Source organism: Rhizobium sp. CF122 (genome assembly GCF_000282035.1).
In the GTDB taxonomy this organism is placed as follows: domain Bacteria; phylum Pseudomonadota; class Alphaproteobacteria; order Rhizobiales; family Rhizobiaceae; genus Rhizobium.
This window is the reverse complement of record NZ_AKKA01000124.1, coordinates 1-19,069: the sequence shown is the minus strand read 5'-3', so window position 1 is coordinate 19,069 and position 19,069 is coordinate 1. Positions and strand designations below refer to the sequence as shown.

The 19,069-nt window shown below is 61.2% G+C and carries 21 protein-coding genes; 13 read left to right on the top strand and 8 right to left on the bottom strand.

The genetic code is table 11. The features are described from left to right. Window positions 1-27 precede the first annotated feature (27 nt). From PMI09_RS29305 to PMI09_RS29295, 3 genes are all read left to right on the top strand, one after another. On the top strand, window positions 28-738 hold the full coding sequence (locus PMI09_RS29305; protein WP_007802901.1) for a tellurite resistance TerB family protein: 711 nt from the start codon (window positions 28-30) through the stop codon (window positions 736-738). A gap of 70 nt (window positions 739-808) precedes the next feature. Continuing rightward, complete coding sequence (locus PMI09_RS29300; protein WP_007802898.1) at window positions 809-1,504, top strand: GNAT family N-acetyltransferase; 696 nt, start codon at window positions 809-811, stop codon at window positions 1,502-1,504. After that, window positions 1,501-1,716, top strand: a complete 216-nt coding sequence (locus tag PMI09_RS29295) for a hypothetical protein (protein ID WP_007802896.1) — start codon at window positions 1,501-1,503, stop codon at window positions 1,714-1,716. The genes PMI09_RS29300 and PMI09_RS29295 overlap by 4 nt, the downstream gene beginning before the upstream one ends. Window positions 1,717-1,732: 16 nt before the next feature. On the opposite strand, the gene PMI09_RS29290 is transcribed toward PMI09_RS29295, so the two are convergent. The 3 genes from PMI09_RS29290 to PMI09_RS29280 all read right to left on the bottom strand — a co-directional run bounded on the left by PMI09_RS29290 (window position 1,733) and on the right by PMI09_RS29280 (window position 4,431). Then, window positions 1,733-2,752, bottom strand: a complete 1,020-nt coding sequence (locus tag PMI09_RS29290) for a nickel/cobalt transporter (protein ID WP_244423841.1) — start codon at window positions 2,750-2,752, stop codon at window positions 1,733-1,735. Window positions 2,753-2,805: 53 nt separating this feature from the next. Next, window positions 2,806-3,447, bottom strand: coding sequence for a DUF1007 family protein (locus tag PMI09_RS29285; RefSeq protein WP_007802892.1), 642 nt, complete (start codon window positions 3,445-3,447; stop codon window positions 2,806-2,808). A 90-nt stretch (window positions 3,448-3,537) separates the two neighbouring features. Further along, window positions 3,538-4,431 carry a LysR family transcriptional regulator gene (locus PMI09_RS29280; RefSeq protein WP_007802891.1) on the bottom strand — a complete coding sequence of 298 codons (894 nt, stop codon included), beginning with the start codon at window positions 4,429-4,431 and terminating at the stop codon, window positions 3,538-3,540. Between the two features lie 568 nt (window positions 4,432-4,999). On the opposite strand from PMI09_RS29280, the gene odc2 reads away from it, so the two are divergent. Further along, window positions 5,000-6,133, top strand: a complete 1,134-nt coding sequence (gene odc2, locus PMI09_RS29275; protein WP_007802889.1) for an ornithine/lysine decarboxylase — start codon at window positions 5,000-5,002, stop codon at window positions 6,131-6,133. An 88-nt stretch (window positions 6,134-6,221) separates the two neighbouring features. Next, window positions 6,222-6,812 (top strand): GNAT family N-acetyltransferase, encoded by a 591-nt coding sequence (locus tag PMI09_RS29270; RefSeq protein WP_007802886.1) that lies wholly within the window; start codon window positions 6,222-6,224, stop codon window positions 6,810-6,812. A gap of 128 nt (window positions 6,813-6,940) precedes the next feature. Here the strand turns inward: PMI09_RS29270 and PMI09_RS32585 are convergent, their stop codons facing one another. Continuing rightward, entirely contained in the window at window positions 6,941-7,075 is a 135-nt protein-coding gene (locus PMI09_RS32585; protein ID WP_007802883.1) for a hypothetical protein, read from the bottom strand. Between the two features lie 655 nt (window positions 7,076-7,730). Between PMI09_RS32585 and PMI09_RS29265 the strand changes: the two genes are divergently transcribed. Then, window positions 7,731-8,747, top strand: a complete 1,017-nt coding sequence (locus tag PMI09_RS29265) for a serine hydrolase domain-containing protein (RefSeq protein WP_007802881.1) — start codon at window positions 7,731-7,733, stop codon at window positions 8,745-8,747. Between the two features lie 102 nt (window positions 8,748-8,849). Then, the gene (locus PMI09_RS29260; RefSeq protein ID WP_007802879.1) at window positions 8,850-10,007 is read left to right on the top strand and encodes a GGDEF domain-containing protein; all 1,158 of its coding nucleotides are present in this window, start codon (window positions 8,850-8,852) and stop codon (window positions 10,005-10,007) included. A 115-nt stretch (window positions 10,008-10,122) separates the two neighbouring features. Here the strand turns inward: PMI09_RS29260 and PMI09_RS29255 are convergent, their stop codons facing one another. The 3 genes from PMI09_RS29255 to PMI09_RS29245 all read right to left on the bottom strand — a co-directional run bounded on the left by PMI09_RS29255 (window position 10,123) and on the right by PMI09_RS29245 (window position 13,141). Continuing rightward, a complete protein-coding gene (locus PMI09_RS29255) occupies window positions 10,123-11,112 on the bottom strand; it encodes a WD40 repeat domain-containing protein (protein ID WP_007802877.1) in 990 nt (329 codons plus the stop codon). After that, a complete protein-coding gene (locus PMI09_RS29250; RefSeq protein ID WP_007802875.1) occupies window positions 11,112-12,224 on the bottom strand; it encodes a CobW family GTP-binding protein in 1,113 nt (370 codons plus the stop codon). Before PMI09_RS29250 ends, PMI09_RS29255 begins: the two co-directional genes overlap by 1 nt. Before the next feature lie 125 nt (window positions 12,225-12,349). Continuing rightward, complete coding sequence (locus PMI09_RS29245) at window positions 12,350-13,141, bottom strand: creatininase family protein (RefSeq protein ID WP_007802873.1); 792 nt, start codon at window positions 13,139-13,141, stop codon at window positions 12,350-12,352. A 145-nt stretch (window positions 13,142-13,286) separates the two neighbouring features. On the opposite strand from PMI09_RS29245, the gene PMI09_RS29240 reads away from it, so the two are divergent. From PMI09_RS29240 to PMI09_RS29220, 5 genes are all read left to right on the top strand, one after another. Beyond that, window positions 13,287-13,829 carry a MarR family winged helix-turn-helix transcriptional regulator gene (locus PMI09_RS29240; RefSeq protein ID WP_244423840.1) on the top strand — a complete coding sequence of 181 codons (543 nt, stop codon included), beginning with the start codon at window positions 13,287-13,289 and terminating at the stop codon, window positions 13,827-13,829. A 120-nt stretch (window positions 13,830-13,949) separates the two neighbouring features. Continuing rightward, entirely contained in the window at window positions 13,950-14,972 is a 1,023-nt protein-coding gene (locus tag PMI09_RS29235) for a LacI family DNA-binding transcriptional regulator (protein ID WP_007802861.1), read from the top strand. Window positions 14,973-14,992: 20 nt separating this feature from the next. After that, complete coding sequence (locus PMI09_RS29230) at window positions 14,993-15,940, top strand: 2-hydroxyacid dehydrogenase (protein WP_007802859.1); 948 nt, start codon at window positions 14,993-14,995, stop codon at window positions 15,938-15,940. 156 nt (window positions 15,941-16,096) lie between these two features. Next, on the top strand, window positions 16,097-16,999 hold the full coding sequence (locus PMI09_RS29225; protein ID WP_007802857.1) for an adenylate/guanylate cyclase domain-containing protein: 903 nt from the start codon (window positions 16,097-16,099) through the stop codon (window positions 16,997-16,999). 199 nt (window positions 17,000-17,198) lie between these two features. Then, window positions 17,199-17,873 (top strand): VOC family protein, encoded by a 675-nt coding sequence (locus tag PMI09_RS29220; RefSeq protein ID WP_007802855.1) that lies wholly within the window; start codon window positions 17,199-17,201, stop codon window positions 17,871-17,873. A 35-nt stretch (window positions 17,874-17,908) separates the two neighbouring features. Here the strand turns inward: PMI09_RS29220 and PMI09_RS29215 are convergent, their stop codons facing one another. Beyond that, on the bottom strand, window positions 17,909-18,688 hold the full coding sequence (locus tag PMI09_RS29215; protein WP_007802853.1) for a gamma-glutamyl-gamma-aminobutyrate hydrolase family protein: 780 nt from the start codon (window positions 18,686-18,688) through the stop codon (window positions 17,909-17,911). A 176-nt stretch (window positions 18,689-18,864) separates the two neighbouring features. Between PMI09_RS29215 and PMI09_RS32910 the strand changes: the two genes are divergently transcribed. Further along, window positions 18,865-19,069, top strand: a 205-nt coding sequence (locus tag PMI09_RS32910; protein WP_443216211.1) for a twin-arginine translocation signal domain-containing protein, incomplete at its 3' end; no start/stop codon positions are given.

The window sequence follows — 19,069 nt, the reverse complement described above, 5'->3', positions numbered from 1 at the left end:
GGCCTCTAGACAGGGAGATGATGAGGAATGTTCGACGCGAGGAAGCTTCTTGAGCAGTTCTTGGGTTCGCAGGTGCCGGGTGTCGGCGGTTCCGTCCGGGACCGGGCGGGTGACGCGGTCCAGATGGCCAAGGACAATCCGTGGAAGGCAGGCGCGCTGGCAACCGTGCTTCTGGGGACCAAGACCGGCCGCAGCATGGCCGGCAATGCGCTTGCTATCGGCGGTCTCGCCGCGATCGCGGGTCTCGGCTACCAGGCCTACAAGAACTATCAGGCAGGGCAGGCACCGGCGACGCCATCCGATGCGCCGCCGCCAAAGACGGCTGTGCTGCCGCCGCCCGCCGAGTCGGGGTTCGGTGCGGCCTCGCCTGCGCAAAGCAACGAATTCGTGCTCGTTCTCATCCGCGCCATGATCGCGGCGGCAAAGGCCGACGGCCATATCGACGACGGCGAACGCGCCCTCATCCTCGACAAGGTCAAGGCCGCGGATGTCAGTGGTGAAGCTGCCTTCTTCGTCGAACGGGAGCTGTCGCAGCCGACGGATATCGATGCGCTGGTCGCAGCCGCCGTCACCGAGGAGCAACGGGTGGAGCTCTACACCGCCTCGCGGCTGACCATCGAGCCGGATTCGCGCGCCGAGCGCGGCTACCTTGATCTGCTGGCCGGTCGCCTCGGTCTTCCGGATGCGCTGGTCGACCACATCGAGGCGACGGTTTCCTCTGCCAAGGTCGGTTTGTAAGCGTATCAAACGGCCAGTTGCCTTTCCCGGACGGCTGGCCTAAGCCATGTCTCCTTATCTGGAGGAGCGCATGCGCGATCTATCGAATTTCAAGGGTTGCCCGGAACCCCGGCCGGTGACCCTCAAGGGGCGTTTTGTCACCGTCGAACCCTATGTCCGCGAGCAGCATCTGCAAGCGCTGTGGGATGGCCTCGGCGGCATGGGCATCAACCCGCTGCTGCGTTATTTTGCGCAGCCCGATTTCACCGGGATGGATGATTTCGCCAACTGGCTTCATTCGGTCTACTCCAAATCGGGCTGGCTGACGCACATCTTCCGTGACAACAGCTCCGGCAAGATCGTCGGCATGGCGAACTACATGCGGGCCGATCCGGCCAATGGCGTGATCGAGGTCGGCGGCGTCGCGCACGGTCCCGACATGAAGCGCTCGCCGCTCTCCACGGAAGTTCACTATCTCATGGCCAAGCATATCTTCGAGGCACTCGGCTACCGGCGCTACGAGTGGAAGTGCGATAATCTGAACGAGGCGAGCAAAACGACGGCGGCCCGCTACGGTTTCACCTTCGAAGGCGTGTTTCGCCAGCATATGATCTCCAAGGGCCGAAACCGCGATACGGCGTGGTTTTCGATGATCGATTCCGAATGGCCCGTCTTGAACGCAGCGTTCGAGGCCTGGCTGTCGCCTGACAATTTCGATCCGGACGGCAAGCAGAAGCGCCGGCTGGAAGAGATCCGCGCCGAGATCAGCAAGGAATCAGCCGCATGACGGCTCCGAAATCGGAAGGCCGTTCGCAGGCGATTGCGGCGGCCATCATCCTCGTGGCGGCTGGCCTGGTCCTCTATTTCATGCCGACCATTGTGCTCGCACTCGGCAGCTACTCACCTTATCTGGCGGCTGGCGTCGGCGCCTGCCTGATCCTTGCCTTCTTCGTTGTCTTCTGGCTGAGAGCACGCTATCAGCGCCGGCGCGGCAAGTAGCGCTGCAGGCGTTTGACTAGCTCTGCAGCGAGGCGCCGAGCAGCAGCGCGCCCATGGCAATCACCAGCAGGGCGCCTAGAATTTCTATCGTATTGCCGATCCAGATCGAGGCGGCAGAGCCTCGGCCTGCGAGCCGCATCGCCGTGCCCTTGGCGGCAACGGCGAGCGTTGCCAGGAGTGCGACTGTTATAGCTGTGCCGAACGACATCGCGATCACCGACAGGACCCCGCCGAGATAGAGGCCGTTCAGCAGCGAGAAGGTCATTACCAGCAGCGCGCCGGAGCATGGGCGCAGGCCGACCGCGATGATGGCCGACCAGGCTTCCCGGATATTGAACTTTTCCGCGCCAAGTAGGGAGGGGTCTGGCATGTGTGATTGGCCACAGGTCTCGCAGGCCATGCCTGCAATGAATTTGTGTCCGGCCTTGAGCGCGTCTGCCTCGCCGAAGGCGTAGCTCGAGCCCTGCTTTTGTTCCTCATTCTCCTTCCAGTCCAGCATCATGCTGACGGGGCCGGAGGAGGTTGCCATAACCTCGCGGCGTGGCATGCCGCCGATGATCGCGCGCAGTTTGCGAAACAGCAGCCAGCACCCGAAGAGGGTGACCATGATGAAGCTGGCGATCTCCATCGCCTGCGTCGCTGCCGTTAGGGTAATGCCGGTGCCGCGCAGCACCAACCACGCTCCGCCGACCAGCGCGATTGCGACCACTCCCTGGAGGAAGGCGGACACGAAGGAGATCGATACGCCGCGCCTCAGCTCGATTTCGTTGGCGATCATGTAGGAAGAGATGACGGCCTTGCCGTGTCCGGGCCCGGCGGCATGAAAGACGCCATAGGCGAAGGAGAGGCCGATCAGTGTCCAGAGATGCCACGAATCCTCGCGCATGGCGCGGAGCGCGCCCGTCAGCGCGCGATAGAAGGCCTGCTGCTGCGCGTTCACATAGAGTAGAATCGGTGCCAGCGGGCCGCCGGTCGGCTGGAAGCTCGGCTCCGACGTGCCGATGCCGAGCGGCGACTGCGCATGTGCAACGGCCATGCCCGCGATGAGCGCGAGTGCTATTTCCAGGGCAAGCGGCCGAAGGCGGTGCCTCAGCATGTCACGTCCAGTCGCGTCGCAAAGAGCTTCGACATGTTCGTCCCCGTCGGATCGTTGAAGAAAGCGTCGGTTAGGGACTGCTTGTTCTCGGCGATCACCTGGTCTGCATCCGGGCGAACGACCTGGTGCTTGCAGCTCTTGAAGCTGTCTCCGACCAGGACCAGCTCATTGTCGCTCGGAAAGTCGATCGACGTATAGAGCGTCGGGTCGTAGACGCCGAAGGTCAGGCGGCCCTTGAGCGGCATTTTTTCCGCTGGCTTGACCGCGAAGAACATCAGGAGCTGGCCCTGCTTGTAATCCACATGGATCAGATCGGGCTTCCCCACCTTGATGTTCTTACCGTTCATCGTGAGGTTCATGTAGTAGTCGTAGTCGACCAGAGAATCCCGCACGGTCTTGCCGACCTCGGCCAGTTCGTTCGGATCGAGCTTCAGGTCAGTGTTCTTGTCGAAATCCATCACGACGGATGACGAGAAGACCTCGTCGAAGCGCCAGACGTTGCGCAGTTCGGCAACATTGCCGTCATCGTCGGCGACGACCTCCAGCCGCGCCTCGACGAACACGTGCGGGTGTGCAAAGGCGGCGGCTGGCAGAAGCGACAGGAGCGACGCCATCAGGAGTGTCGATTTCTTCATGCGTGCTCTTGCTGGGGGATCCCGTTGTTCACCGTGATTCCTCGCCAGAAAATGGGACGGAATTGGGACCAGCGCGGAGCGCCCGGCCGATCAGGGGTGCTTCCTGAACCAATTGTGAAGATAATCGACGAAGATCCGCACCTTGGCCGGCAGATAGCGCCGGTGCGGATAAACGGCATAGATGCCGCGATCGGTCGGAATGTAATCGTTGAACAGCGTCACCAGCTCTCCGTCTTCGATCGGCTTGCGGGCGATGAAATCAGGGATCAGCGCAACGCCAATGCCGGCAAGCGCCGCGCGCAGCGTCGCATGCGGGCTGTTGACTTCCATGGGGCCGGCGACGGCAACCGCGAAGGAGCTGTTGTCCGGATTGTAGAAACGGATGCTGCCCTGACTGCGCGAGTTGGTGTCGATGATGAAGGGGACGTTCGAGAGATCCGAGGGGTGGGCGAGATCGGGATGACGCTCTATGAAGTCTGGCGTTGCGCAAAGATGGACGCGGAAATCCGAAATCTTGCGGGCGATCATACCGGAGTCCTCGAGCTTGGTCACGCGGATCGCGACGTCGAAGCCTTCCTCGATCAGATCGACGAACCTGTCGTCGGCCGCGATATCGAGGGCGAGATCGGGGTTTTCCTTGGCGAAATCGATCAGCGATTGTCCGACATCGGCATCGACAAAGGTGCGTGGCACCGAGATCTTCAACCGGCCTTTCAATTGCGCATTATTCTCGCGCACGAGATCGGCGAGGTTGTCGATCTCCTTGAGGATATCGGAAGCAGTACGATAGTAGGTGTGACCGGCCTCGGTCATGGAGAACTGGCGGGTGGTGCGGTTCAGCAGCAGGGCACCGAGTTCGTCCTCCAATTCACGCACGTATTTGGACAGCAGCGCCTTGGAACGGCCGGTGCGCCGCGCCGCGGCCGAAAAGCCTTCTGCTTCAACGACATCGATGAAGGCGCGGATGCGGGTGAGGGTGTCCATGGCTGATGTCTCCGAGCGCGTCGAACCGGCAGTCAAATCAATTGCTTGCTTGCCGTTTCACCACGTTGAACAAATTGCGGTGTATTGTTCAATTATTTTCTGCCGGGAGATGCGAAAAAACCGCTTGATTATGACGGTGAATATTCCTATCTCGTGGTCAGCCCAAAGTCGCACGTGCCCATGGGTGTCCGCCGAACCCTCGAATTGGTGAGGAAATCGGTAAGGTACCTGGAATTAACCCCTCCAGTCGCTATTCCGGCCAACCGGAAAATGCGAGGACGCCTGAAGCAACGACGGTGCGGGCCTTTTTGTTCTCTCCCTGCTTTCCATCAGCGGGGGTTACTGAAGAGGCACACCTTCATTGCCGGAAGTGCGGTTGGGATTCTCCCTCCAATCCATGGCAGACAAAGCCGGATCCATGTCGCTTATGCGGCGTTGATTCATCATTTGCGCGATCCAAGCGCTTGCTAAGGTTCCGGGGTCTCCACCGGCTGGTTCCTATGCGGGTGATTGGTTGCCCTTTGTCCTCCGGGTTTCCCGGAGCTCTGGAATTGGAAGAGGGATTGATATGACGACCCAGCGCATCCGCGACTTTCTCGCAACCCGACGTCCCGATGGTCCCTGCCTCGTGGTCGACCTCGACGTCGTGCGCGACAACTTCTCTGCTTTCCGCCATGCGATGCCGGACAGCGCGATCTACTATGCCGTCAAGGCAAACCCGGCTCCTGAGGTCCTGAAGCTGCTCGCCGACATGGGTTCCAACTTCGATTGCGCGTCTGTCGCTGAAATCGAAATGGCGCTCAACGCCGGTGCGACCGCTGCCCGTATTTCTTACGGCAATACGATCAAGAAGGAACGCGACGTTGCCCGCGCGCATGCGCTCGGCATCAGCCTCTTTGCGGTCGACAGCCACGAGGAAGTCGAGAAGATCTCGCGTGCCGCTCCCGGCGCCCGCGTGTTCTGCCGCGTTCTGACGGATGGCGAAGGTGCTGAATGGCCGCTATCGCGCAAGTTCGGCTGCGTGCCGCAGATGGCCGTCGACGTTCTTGTCTACGCGCACCAGCTGGGCCTCGAGTCCTACGGCGTATCGTTCCATGTCGGCTCGCAGATGACCAAGGTCGATGCCTGGGATGCGGCGCTTTCCGATGCCAAGCGCGTCTTCGTTCAGCTGGCCAAGCAGGGTATCCACCTGCAGATGGTCAACATGGGCGGCGGCTTCCCGACCAAGTATCTGCGCGACGTTCCGTCGGCGGAAGCTTACGGTCGTGCGATCTACCAGAGCCTGCGTGATCACTTCGGCAACCAGATTCCGAAGACGATCATCGAGCCGGGTCGCGGCATGGTCGGCAACGCCGGTGTCATCAAGACGGAAGTCGTGCTGATCTCGAAGAAGTCGGACAACGACGCTGCGCGCTGGGTGTTCCTCGACATCGGCAAGTTCGGCGGTCTCGCCGAAACGATGGACGAAGCCATTCGCTACCCGATCCGCACCGAGCGCGACGGCGACGAAATGGAGCCTTGCGTGATTGCCGGCCCGACCTGCGATTCGGCCGACGTGCTGTATGAAAAGAATCTCTATCCGCTGCCGATCTCTCTTTCGATCGGCGACGAGATCCTGATCGAGGGCACTGGCGCCTACACGACCACCTACTCGGCGGTCGCGTTCAACGGCTTCGAGCCGCTGAAGGCCTACGTCATCTAATAGAGCTCGCCCCGTAGCCAGCCGGGGCGGCACTCTCACAATTCATATCAATCGCCGCTCATAACGGTTTTGGGTACGGGAGGCCACGATGGCCGCTGTTCTTGATTCTGTCCGCGCATTCTTTGCGCCTTCTGTTTTCACCATCGACGCCGAGAATGCCGGCGATGTCGTGGCGCGCGAGAATTTGCTCGATCGCGTCATGGGCCCGAACCGTCGCAATAAGTCGTCGGAGAAGATCCGCCGCGGTCGCGTTCCGGCGGAAGGTCTGGCGCTGGTTGCGCGTGATCGTGACGGCCATGTCATCGGCACCGTGCGTCTGTGGAATGTCGAGGCTGGCGTCAATGCCGAGGGCACGCCGATCAATGCGCTGCTGCTCGGACCGCTGGCAGTCGATTCCAGCTTCGAAGGCAAGGGCGTCGGCTCGGCGCTGATGCGCGCTGCCGTTCTGGAAGCGAAAAACCGTGGGCACGGTGCGATCCTGCTCGTCGGCGATGCCCCTTACTACGAGCGGTTCGGCTTTTTTGCCGAGAAGGCTCAACATCTCGTCATGCCGGGTCCCTTCGAACGCTCGCGCTTCCTGGCGCTGGAGCTCACCGAAGGCTGGCTTGACGGTGCTGCCGGCATGATCGTTCCCTCGGGACGGATGCTGGCAAGCGCGCCGGTCCGCAGGGCGGCGTGATCGGCACGGCCTCTCCCCGACGGGGAGAGGCCTTTTTTCCCGGTTTCGGAAATCAAGTTTAGAGGCGCCGGAAGACCGGCGAACGCGTAGCCTAAACTTTTACGACTGCTTGCCCCCTTAGGCTTCGATCACTTCACGACGCTTGCGTCGATCAATTGTGTTCCGGCAGTCTGAACGACATTTTCAGGTATAGCGGCGATGAAGAACATCGTGAAAGCATAGACCGCGAATATAGTCGCTGCGGCAGTGGCCCTTAGAATCATTCATGCACTCCTATTCTCAGGAGTTCAATGTGGGCTCAAAAAGTGGCTTTCCAAAGAGTTTTCTGAACGCCAGATGAACAAAAAACTGTGAGAGCTAAAATTAATGATATTTTAGCAACACCTGAGTTTCGGCTCGGTGAGTATGATATTCACGGTCTGTTCTGATGGATCTGCAATTATTTCAATCATTTAGATGAAAATTTCGGCAGAAGTTTTCCACGCGCGGTGCAGGCTGATCTATGATCGGCTTGTCGTCGGGCAGGGAGCCGGGTTCATGAACCGTGCGTCCACCGTTCATATTTCTGCGCTCGACGGCGGCCGCAGAAGGTGGGTCTCACGCCGTCGGGGCGGGTAATCCAGCCGGAGAAGCCAGGTCGGGAGACGTTCCTGCCGTGCTGGTCAAGCCGGCTGCGGTCGGGCAGGCGGAGCAGCCTGACACACCATACAGCAATACCTCAGCCGTCTGCCCATCCCGTTGGGTTGCCCGTCGCGGAGCAATGGCTCAACGCGGCACTTCGGCTTGCCCCGTGAACGCGGCTATGCCTGCCGTGTCGCTTCGCGATCGCCGACGGCGGCCGACCATAAACTTTCACGTCCGCGTGAGCCGCGCCGGGCGAGCGATGATTTCGCGGCGCGCCTACGCTAGTTCAGCGGGATGATCACGCGCCTCGCTTTCTTCGTCGTTCTTCTGCTGTCCCCATTTGCTGCCGTCGCGCAGCAGGAGAATGACCGCACGGCGGTTCTCCTCGGGAGTTTATCGTCACGCGCGGATTTGAAACCGCTGAAGACGGTGATCGTCGCCAGGGATGGGCGGACTGTCGCGGAGCAAGGCTATCGCGGCCACACGGCGAGCGAATCCGTCAACATCAAGTCCGCGTCCAAGTCGATTGTCTCCAGCCTCGTCGGCATTGCTATCGACAAGGGGCTGCTCGAAGGGCCGGAGCAGAAGATTGCATCCATTCTGAAAGCCGACCTGCCTGCCGATCCCGATCCCGATCCGCGGCTCAACCAGATTACCATCGGCAACCTGCTCTCCATGCAGGCGGGGCTTGGTCGTCTGTCAGGTCCGAACTACGGCCGCTGGGTCGCCTCGCGCAATTGGGTGCGTTTCGCACTTGCCCAGCCTTTCGACGACGAGCCAGGCGGTCAGATGCTCTATTCGACCGCTTCCACTCACCTTCTCTCGGCGATCCTGACGAAGGTCGGCGGGAAATCGACGTTGGCTCTGGCTCGCGAATGGCTCGGGCCTGTCGACGGTTTCCGAATCGGCGCCTGGGAGCGGGATCCGCAGGGTATCTATCTCGGCGGCAACCAGATGGCGATGACTGCTCGCTCGCTGCTGGCTTTCGGCGAGCTCTACCGCAACGGCGGCAGGACGGCTGACGGCACGCAGGTGGTACCGGCGGACTGGATCGCGCAGTCGTGGCAGCACCGCACCAATTCCCGCTTCTCCGGCGACGACTATGGCTACGGCTGGTTCTCGCGGCAGATCGGCGGCGAAGAGGTCCACTTCGCCTGGGGTTACGGCGGCCAGATGCTCTACATCGTGCCCTCATTTGGCATGACGGTCGTGATGACATCGGACGAGAGCGGCCCATCCGCACGCACCGGCTACCGGGATGCCCTGCATGGCCTTTTGGCCGAGATTATTGCAGCCAGTCGCCCAACCTGATGAGTGATTTCGGCCCATCGTTAAAAAACGAGCGAGCTGTACAAACAAAATTCAACAGCGCGGTTATAAGGTGCGCCGGCCATAGGTTGGAGAGCGCCCGAAATGATACTGGACCTGAGAACGATCTACGTCGTTTCGGCCATGACATGCCTCGTGCTCGGTAGCGTGCATCTCGCGGCATTTGGGACCGGCCGCTTTGGACGCTGGCCGGCATGGTGGGGCATCAGCAATCTCCTCCTGATCGGTATTGGCTCCTTGTGCGTTTCGCTGCGGAATTTCGTTCCCTCGTTCGTCTCCCTTGACGTCGGCAACGTCGTGACGATCGCCGGTTACCTCCTGACATTCTTTTCCGTTCGCGTTTTTGCGGAGCGGCTTGTCGACAAACGCTACTGTGCGCTTGCCGTTGCCGGCGTCAGCTTGCCCGTTCTGCTTTTCACGGTCGATCCCGCCACGGTGTCAGCCCGTATCTTCTATGTTTCAATCGTATGCTGCCTCTGTGATCTTGCGATCTTGCGGGAAGGCGCCGCCATTCACCGGCGCGAGAAGCTGTTCTCGGCCGGGCTGCTTGCCTGGCTCTATGCGCCGACGGCGGCGATCTTCCTGGCTCGTAGTCTGTTTGCGGCATCCGGCCAGATCGCCGGACCGGGCGCCTTCGGCGATAGTGTTGTTCATGGATGGATGGGTGCCACGGCGGTGGTCTTCTTCGCTCTGCGCAGCGTCGTGATTGTCCTGATGGCCGCCGAGCGCAGCAGGAACAAGCTCATCGATCTGGCGCATCGTGATCCGCTGACCGGCGCGCTCAATCGCGGCGGTCTGGCCCAACGCCTGCCATTCAAGCGAGCGCAGTCGTTTGCGCTGCTCGCCATCGATATCGACAATTTCAAACAGTTGAACGACCAACACGGCCATGTGTTGGGCGACGACATATTGCGGCTCTTTGCCCGAGTGGCGCAGACGATGTTGCGGCCCAGCGATCTGCTGTCCCGTCAGGGCGGCGACGAGTTCCTGGCCGTTCTGAAGGACATAACCGATGCCGAGGCGGTGCAGACCGCCGAAAGCATGAGGCTGGCGTTTTCAGCGGCCGTTGGGCAGGTACCGGGGCTGACAGTCTTTCCGACCCTCAGCATCGGCGTTGCCACTTCCGGCGAGACAGATGTCGATTTCGAACAGCTTCTGCGAAAGGCGGATGAGGCGCTATATGCCTCCAAACGCCGGGGCCGAAACCGCGTCGAAGCGTCGGAGGGTGAGCAGGCCGCCTGAGCAGTGTGCGGTGGCGGCGTGGCCTCTTCGCAAAAGGTGACGAGGCACCACTGCCCTTGCGGAGCCTCGGCTATCCCTCACCTCGAGCCGGTATTTTTGGGCGGCACGCTCTTGCCTAGGCTGCGATATCGACCACGCCACAATCGCCGGCTTCGGACGCGAAGGCCAGCAGCTTGCCGTTCTTGCTCCAGCTCATCGAGGTAATCGCGCCCTTGCCAGGGCGGCGCAGCAGCGCTTCCTTGCTGTCGGCAATGCGCACAGCGAGGATCATGCCGTCGATGAAACCGATCGCCAGGATGTCTTCGACAGGGTGAAACGTCACTGAGGTCGCCATGATGTTGGCGCGGGTGCCGAGTTCGAGCGGTGCCTTGCCCATCGGGCCGTCCTTGCCCTGGAACGGCCAGACGATCGCGGCCGGCGCGCCTGAGGAGGCAAGCCATTTGCCCTTCGCCGACCAGGAGAGCGATTTCACCTTGGCCGGGTAGCCCGTCATGCGCATGTGGCGGGTCTCGGCGCCGGCCTTGGCGTCGAGCTTCCAGCCATGCAGCGCATTCTCCTGCATCATGGTGACGAGGAAATTACCATCCGGCGAGAAAGTGACGCCGGTGTGGGCGCCTTTCCATTCGAGATCGACGGGCTTGGCAGCGGTACCGACCCAATGCAGCGACACGCCATTATAGCGCGCAGCGGCAATGCGCATGCCCTTCGGGGCAAAGGCCAGGCCTTCGACGGTGCGCTCTTCGGTAAATTCCTTGGTCGTGCCGTCGGCGAGGCGCACGAAAGCGCTCTTGCCATAAGAATAGGCGACGGCGCCCTGCGGGCCGGCGGCAAGCTGCGAAATCCACTTGCGCGGCGCGCTGGCAAGCTCGGTCACGCCGGCGTCGGCCGCGATGCGCAGCACCTTGCCGTCCTCGCCGCCGGAGATCAGGCTCTCGCTGTAGGGATCTCGGATGCAGCTCAGCATGCCCTGATGGGCTTCGCTCACCTTCTCGCCGCCATCGAGACGGTGGAAGGTGCCGGCGGCATTGGCGAAGAAAGGGGTGTCACCTAAAAATTCGACGGCCAGGATATGGCCGTCGAGATCGAACGGGGCAACTGTCGGCATCAGGCTGCCGCCTCGCAAGCCTTGAAGGAGGCTTCGAGCTTTTCGCGATCGAGTTCGCGGCCGATGAAGACGAGCCGGGTCTCATGCTTCTCACCGTCCTTCCACGGGCGCTGGTGATCGCCTTCGACGATCATGTGCACGCCCTGCACGACATAGCGTTCGGCATCGTCCTTGAAGGCGATGATGCCCTTGAGGCGCAGGATGTTCGGCCCCTGCGTCTGCGTGACCTTCTGGATCCAGGGGAAGAACCGTTCAGGGTTCATTTCACCGCCGCGCAGCGAGACCGACTGCACCGTCACGTCATGGATCGGCGACATGGCGCCATGATGATGGTGGTCATGGTCGTGATCATGGTGGTGATGGTCATGATCGTGGTCGTGATCATGCGCATGGTGATGATGGTGGTCATGATCGCAATCCGGACCGCAGACGTGATCGTCGTGGTCATGATCGAGGAAGTGCGGATCGTTTTCCAGCGCGCGCTCCAGATTGAAGGCACCCTGATCGAGAACGCGTGCGAGATCGACACCGGAGCGGCTCGTCTTGTAGACGCGCGCCGAGGGATTGATGGCGTGGACGATGTCTTCGATCTGCGCCAGCTCTTCCGGTGTTACGAGGTCGGTCTTGTTGATCAGGACGACGTCGGCAAAGGCGATCTGGTCTTCGGCCTCGCGGCTGTCCTTCAGGCGCAGCGGCAGATGCTTGGCGTCGACGAGGGCAACAACGGCGTCGAGTTCCGTCTTGGCGCGCACGTCGTCATCCATGAAGAAGGTCTGGGCGACCGGAACCGGATCGGCCAGGCCCGTCGTTTCAACGATGATGCCGTCGAAACGGCCGGGGCGGCGCATCAGGCCTTCGACGACGCGGATCAGGTCGCCGCGCACGGTGCAACAGACACAACCATTGTTCATTTCGTAGATCTCTTCGTCGGATTCGACGATGAGGTCGTTGTCGATGCCGATCTCGCCGAACTCGTTGACGATGACTGCATACTTCTTGCCGTGGTTCTCCGACAGGATGCGGTTGAGCAAGGTGGTCTTGCCGGCGCCGAGGTAGCCGGTGAGAACGGTAACGGGAATTGGCTTCTGCTGGGTGGGGATCGCGTCGGTCATAAGAACCTCGAGAGATGGCACGCCCGGGGGCGGGGCTGAAAATTCGTCGGTCACATATAAGGAGTTGCGAGCGGCAGTTCAAAGGGTTTTGTATGTTATAAGATCACATCGCGACGGGATGGTTTTCAATCAAGCTCTGCTGCGTCGAATGCGTCGACGTCCTGCAGCAGTTCGACCAACCCCTTAACGGAATGTGCAATCAGTGCCTCGCCTTTTTCCGCTGTCGCCAGCGATGCGTTGCCTGCCACGCCTGATGGGCTGAGATCCGACATTTTCCATCCGAAGGCATGTGGGCCGTAAGCACGCAAATGTTTGAAGCGGGCGGCAAAGTCGGACTGGCGGGACGGGAAGTCAGCGGCCTTGGTCACGTCGACCTTATCAGGGTGAAGCGCCAGCATCACCGACGTCTCGACGTCGCCGCCGTGGATGTCGATCGCTTTTGCCTCGGGCGAGATGATACCGGCGGGAACGCCGAAGCGTGTCCAGCTCGTCGCCACCGCTAGCATGTTGAAACGGACGCGAGCTTCCGTCGCAACGATCGTCATCAACGGCGAGTTGCCGCCATGGGCATTCAGCATCACCAGTTTACGAATGCTCATGTCGGAGAGCTTTCGGGCAATGCCCAGCCAGCGTTCGATGGCCTCGCCATATGTCAGCGTTTGCGTGCCCTTCACGTCCATATGCTCGACCGAGTAGCCGACATTTTCGGTCGGTAGGAACGTCACCGGCAGGGCGGCGGGAAGGGTGGCCTTGAGCCGGGCAACGATGCCCTTGGCGATCAGCGTGTCGGTCTCGAAGGGCAGGTGAGGGCCATGTTGCTCATGCGCGCCGAGCGGCAGAACAGCGATCCATCGGCGGCGGTCTGCGGGCGGCAGGTTCGGATCGTTATCCTCGAAGTCGCGAGAAGGCTCCGTCATCCGGCTAAGACCTCTTGTTTATGACGAAATGATGCGCAATGTCATAACGCAGCGTTCTCAATGCTTAGCGCATAACCCCTTAAATCGAAATCGATTTAGGGGAGACTATTATGAATGTTCTGGCTCCCTTGCACAGGCAAGGTGCGTGCAACGCAGCAAAGTCAAAGGGATGGCGATGGGGAAGAAGCACAAGGACGGAAAGAAGCAGAAGTCCAAGAAGAAGGACCAGACCGAATATACAGTCGTCGATCTTTCGCCGGCTTTGACGCAGGCGGCTCGGTCGATGCGCACCGTCTTGTCGCGCAACCTCCTCGAAAGCGGCCTCTATGCCGGCCAGGACGGCGTGATCCTTTTGCTTGCCGAAAGTGACGGGATGACCGCCGGCGGGCTGGCGCAGAAGCTTGGCGTCAAGGCGCCCACGATGACGCGCACGATCGGGCGCATGGAGGCGCAAGGGTTCCTCGAGCGCAAAGCGGATGCCGACGATGCCCGCCTGACCAAGGTCTATCTGACCGAACTTGGCCGCGGCAGTGTCAAGGCAATCGAAATGGCGTCCTCGGCCTGCGACCGGATGGCAACCCAGGAATTTTCCGAGAAGGAAATCCGCAATCTTGTCCGTCTGTTGAAGGCAATCGACGGCAACTTGCAGTCCGCCGCCATTCCTCTCGATGAGCCTGAGGAAATCTGACAGATTTGTGAAATTACGAATTGCCTCGCTGCGTTTAATCTTTTAATTAAACATTTTAATAACGCTCGACTCTTCTAATGTCGGGCGCATGAAAAACCGCGCGTTGCCTGGGGAGGACACGTGGCTCAAAAGATAAAGCTTTCGACGATCGCCGAAACGCTCGGCATTTCCACAGCAACCGTATCTCTTGCCTTACGTGACAGCCCGCTCGTGGCTGGCGCCACCCGAGACAAAATCAAGGAACAGGCGCGGGCGCTCGGCTATATCTACAATCGCCGCGCTGCCAGCCTGCGGACGTCCCGCTCCGGCATCATCGGCGTCGTCGTGCACGACATCATGAACCCGTTCTATGGAGAAATCCTGAAGGCGATTGAAAGCGAGCTCGATCGCAGCCGGCACACCTTCATTCTGTCGAACCATTACGACTCCGTCGAAAAGCAGCGCACCTTCATCGAAACGTTGCTGCAGCTCGGTGGCGACGGCGTCATCATGTCGCCGGCAATCGGCACACCACCGGAGGATATGCAGCTCGCTGAAGACAACGGCATGCCGGCGATCCTGGTTGCCCGCTCGTTGGACGGATTGGACCTTCCGACCTATCGGGGTGACGACAGCTACGGCATTTCGCTCGCCACCAACCATCTGATCGGCCTTGGCCATCGGTCGATCGCCATGATCGGCGGCACCGACCAGACGTCCACGGGGCGCGATCGCTATCAAGGCTACGTCAACGCGCTGCGCAAGGCCGGCATCGAAGTGGATCCGGGTCTGCGCATTCCCGGCCCACGCTCGATGCAAGGGGGCTTCGAGGCAGCGGTGCATTTCCTGTCGTTACCGCAAAAGCCGACAGCCGCCGTCTGCTGGAACGATCTCGTCGCGATCGGCCTGATGAACGGCATCGCCCGCGCTGGTCTCGTTCCGGGCAAGGATATCTCCGTCACCGGCTATGACGATCTCGAGGAAGCGTCGATATCGATGCCGGCGCTGACGACGGTCTGGAACGGCCAGGCGGAAGTCGGACGTCTTGCAGCCCGCGCGCTTCTCGATCGCCTGGCCGGCAGTCACGAGCCGGACGGCCTCCATCTCATCAAGCCCGAGATGCGCATCCGCCAGTCGACCAGCCCCCACCGTCCGCGCTCGTAAGCAAGCCAAGAGGAAATGCCATGTCCCGCATCGCTGTTCTCGTTCCCGGGAAGATACACGAGCGCGTCCTGACGCGCCTGAAGGAGAGCTTTGACGTTGTCGAAGCCAATCCGGCGACGCTTGACGCGGAGGCCGCGGGCAAGATTCGCGGCGTCGCCGTCTCGGGCACGTTCGATGCGGCTGCGATCGACGGCCTTCCGAATGTCGAGCTGATCTCCAGCTTCGGCGTCGGCTATGACGGCGTTGATGCGAAGCACGCGGCCACTAAGGGCGTGATCGTTACGAACACGCCCGATGTGCTGAACAACGAGGTCGCCGATACTGCGATCGGGCTGTTGCTCAACACGATCCGCGAACTCCCGCGTGCGGAAAATTGGCTGCGTGCCGGTAACTGGAAGCCAGGACAGAACTATCCGCTGTCGCGTTTTTCCCTGAAGGGGCGGCATGTCGGAATCTACGGTCTTGGCCGCATCGGCCAGGAGATCGCCAAGCGCCTGGAGCCCTTCAAGGTGAAGATCAGCTACCACACCCGCACGCGTCACGCCGATGCGCCATACGGCTACTATCCGTCGCTGAAGGATCTCGCCGAGGCCGTCGACACCCTGATTTCCATCGTCCCGAAAACCCCGCAGACCCACAAGACCATCAATGCGGAAATCCTCTCCGCACTTGGCCCTGACGGCGTTTTCATCAATGTCGGGCGTGGCTGGACGGTCGATGAGGATGCGCTTGCTCACGCCCTGAAGTCCGGAACCATCGGTGCCGCAGGTCTCGACGTTTTCTACGACGAGCCTGATGTGCCGGCTTCGCTGCTCGATCTGCCGAACGCCGTGCTTCTGCCGCACCTTGCGTCAGGCTCGGTGCCGACGCGCAATGCGATGGCGGATCTGGTCGTCGATAATCTCGTTGAGTGGTTCGCAAAGGGCAGACCTTTGACGCCCGTGCCGGAGACGCCGCCAAAGGCGTGAGGCCCCATCGACCGGTCCTTTTGAGGGCGGGCGAAACGGAAGCTTGCGGCACGGCTTGAACGAAGCGGATTGCGCATACATCTATCAGGATGCCGGCTCTGTTCACTGCAACCGTGCCGGGTCTCGCTGATCGAACATGGTTAGGAACGAAGCGTCATGAACGAAATGCGACGCAAGCTGACGACCATCTTCTCTGCCGATGTTCAGGACTATACGCGGCTGATGGGCGCCGACGAGGAGGGTACTCTCGCCATGCTCAAGTGGTCGCGCGATGCGATGTCGCGCCTGATCGGCGCGCACGGCGGCCGGGTGATCAATACCTGGGGCGACGGCCTGATTGCCGAATTTCCGAGCGTCGTCGAAGCGGTGCGCGCTGCCATCGACGTCCAGAACGAGCTCGTCGGCATGAATTCTGCCCGGCCGGCGGAGGGACGGATGCTCTACCGGATCGGCATCAATCTCGGCGATGTCATCGCCGAGGGTGACGATATTTATGGTGATGGCGTCAACATCGCCGCCAGGCTTCAGGCCTCGGCACCGGCCGGTGGCATCGTGATTTCCAACACGGTCTATGACCAGGTCCGCAACAAGGTTGCGGTTGGCTTCGACTTTCTTGGGCCGCTGACGGTGAAGAACGTCAGCGAGGCGGTGCCGAGCTATGCTGTGCGGATTGGAGACGACGTGTCGACAGCGCCCGCGCCACCGGCTCGTCCGCTTCCCGCGGCTGCCGCGCCCGAACCGAGCCAGCCCTTTGGTCCGAGGGTGCGGAAGATTGGCGGCGTGTTCGCGGTTATCGCCATCGCTTTGATCGCGATCAATCTCGTGTCGTGGCAGGGCATCTTCTGGGCCGTCTGGCCACTTCTCGGCCTTGCCTTCGTCTCGGCGATGGCCTGGGTCCGCAAGCAGAGCCGTTTTGACCAGCGAATTGCCGGATTGGTCGTCATCGGCATTGGCATCGTCATGATCAATCTGCTGGCATGGCATGGGGTGTTCTGGGCGATATGGCCGCTACTAGGCTTGGCGGTCACCGTCGGCCTGCGATGGGCCATGCGAGGGTAAAGGCCAGAGCTCCTGCTCTCGCTTCTCTGCCTGCTCGAATAGTCTCATCAGGCCCACGGTCACTCTATCGCCATCCGGCAGGGCCAACGATCTGCCGCGCGCCCGCATGGGACAAATTGATTCGACTGCCTGTGACCGCTGTGATCCACTCGCCAGGTCTTATTGCCAATCTCAAAGTATCCAAACCAGGGAGCTGAACATGGGCAATACTTCTGTGCAGAGCGAGACTACGGTCAGGACTCCGGCAATGCGGACGGCCGACATGAAGCTTGAGGTCATCGTCGTCCCGGTGTCGGACGTTGACCGTGCCAAGCAGTTTTACGCCAATCTCGGTTGGCGGCTCGACGCCGATGTCGTCACGGGCGACGATTTCCGGGTCATTCAATTCACGCCTCCGGGTTCGCCGTGCTCCGTCATCTTCGGCAAGAATGTGACGGCCGCCGCGCCCGGTACGGCGCAGGGGCTCCATCTTATCGTCTCCGACATCGAGGCGGCTCGCGCCGAACTTGTGAAGTATGGCGTAGACGTGAGCGAGGTGTTCCATGATGCTGGCGGCGTATTCCATCATGCCGGCGAGAATGCCCGATTGACGGGACCGCATCCAGGACATCGCAGCTACGCCTCTTTTGCGTCGTTCAGCGATCCCGATGGCAACGGCTGGCTGTTCCAGGAAGTGACGGCGCGATTGCCTGGCCGAATAGACGCCGACGAGACGTTGTTTGCGTCGTCAACCGATCTTGAGGCAGCTTTGCGCCGGGCGGCGGCCGCCCATGGAGAGCATGAGAAGCGCATCGGCAAGCACGATGATGACTGGTCCACCTGGTATGCGGCGTACATGGTCAGCGAACGGGCAGGCCGGCCCCTGCCGTCGTGAGTTGCTCGATGACGCGTCGGCGATTTGCGGGTCGATCAGGCGGAGGTCTTTTCGGCCGCTTTTGAGAGTTTGGCTGCAGCGTAGCCCCTCACCGCATCGCCGAAGGCGGTGAAGATCTGGTTCGATGGCTTGTCGGTCTCAGCCCAGTATTCCGGATGCCATTGAACCCCGACCGCAAAGGCCGGAGCATCGATCACGGACACGGCCTCGATCGTACCGTCTTCGGCCACCGCCTCCACTTGCAGGCGCGGCGCGGTCTTGGCGATGGCCTGGCGATGAAGAGAGTTCACCCTAATCTCGCCAGGGCCGACGATGGCCGCGATGCAGGAGCCTTCCTTGACGAAGACGCTCTGGCGGATCGCGTACTTGCCGTCACGGTCCACCTCGGCCGGCGTGCGGTGATCCCATATGCCCGGCTGGGTCTGGATCTCGCTGGCGAGCGTGCCGCCCAGCGCGACGTTGAGCTCCTGAATGCCGCGGCAGATTGCGAGCAGCGGAATGGCGCGGTCGATGGCGCGGCGGATCAGCGGCAGGCTTGTGGCGTCACGCGCGATATCGAAGGGCCCGTCGGCGTCGGTCGCCGTTGCGCCGTAATAAGACGGGTGCACGTTGCTGGCCGAGCCCGAGACGAGAACGCCGTCGACGCGGTCCAGAATCGCGTCCGTGCCGTAGCCTTCCTCGAACGCCGGAATGATGAAGGCCATGACGCCGGCGGCGTTCAGCGCAGCGCGGACATATTGATGCTGGACGGCGTGCCATGTGGCACCGTCGAAGGTGCGGATATCGGCAGGAACGGCGACGATCGGCTTCGTCATTTTAACCCCGGTCGGTAGATGCGGTTCGTTATTGTGAGAGCCGAGAACGGCTTGGAAGTCAACGTCTCGGCGCAATCGCGGGCGGAATTGCGGCGCTGTCGGCCGGTTGCTCGGGCGTGTCTTGCCTAACTCGCTGATTTTGATGCAAATGCGCTTGGCGCCATATTGCCGTCGTGATGCCAAAGACTAATGGGACAGTGCTTGAAACACGGTCGCCACCGTGCTTAGGTTCCCGCCATTGCTGCGGGCAGAGACGAGGGTTCACCTCGCAGCACCATCTATACGGGAGGTTTTTGATGGATCGTCGTTCATTCATGAAGAAAGCAGGAACCGCCGGGGCCGGCGCGGTCGCTGCTGCGGGTACATTGGCGGCGCCCGCCA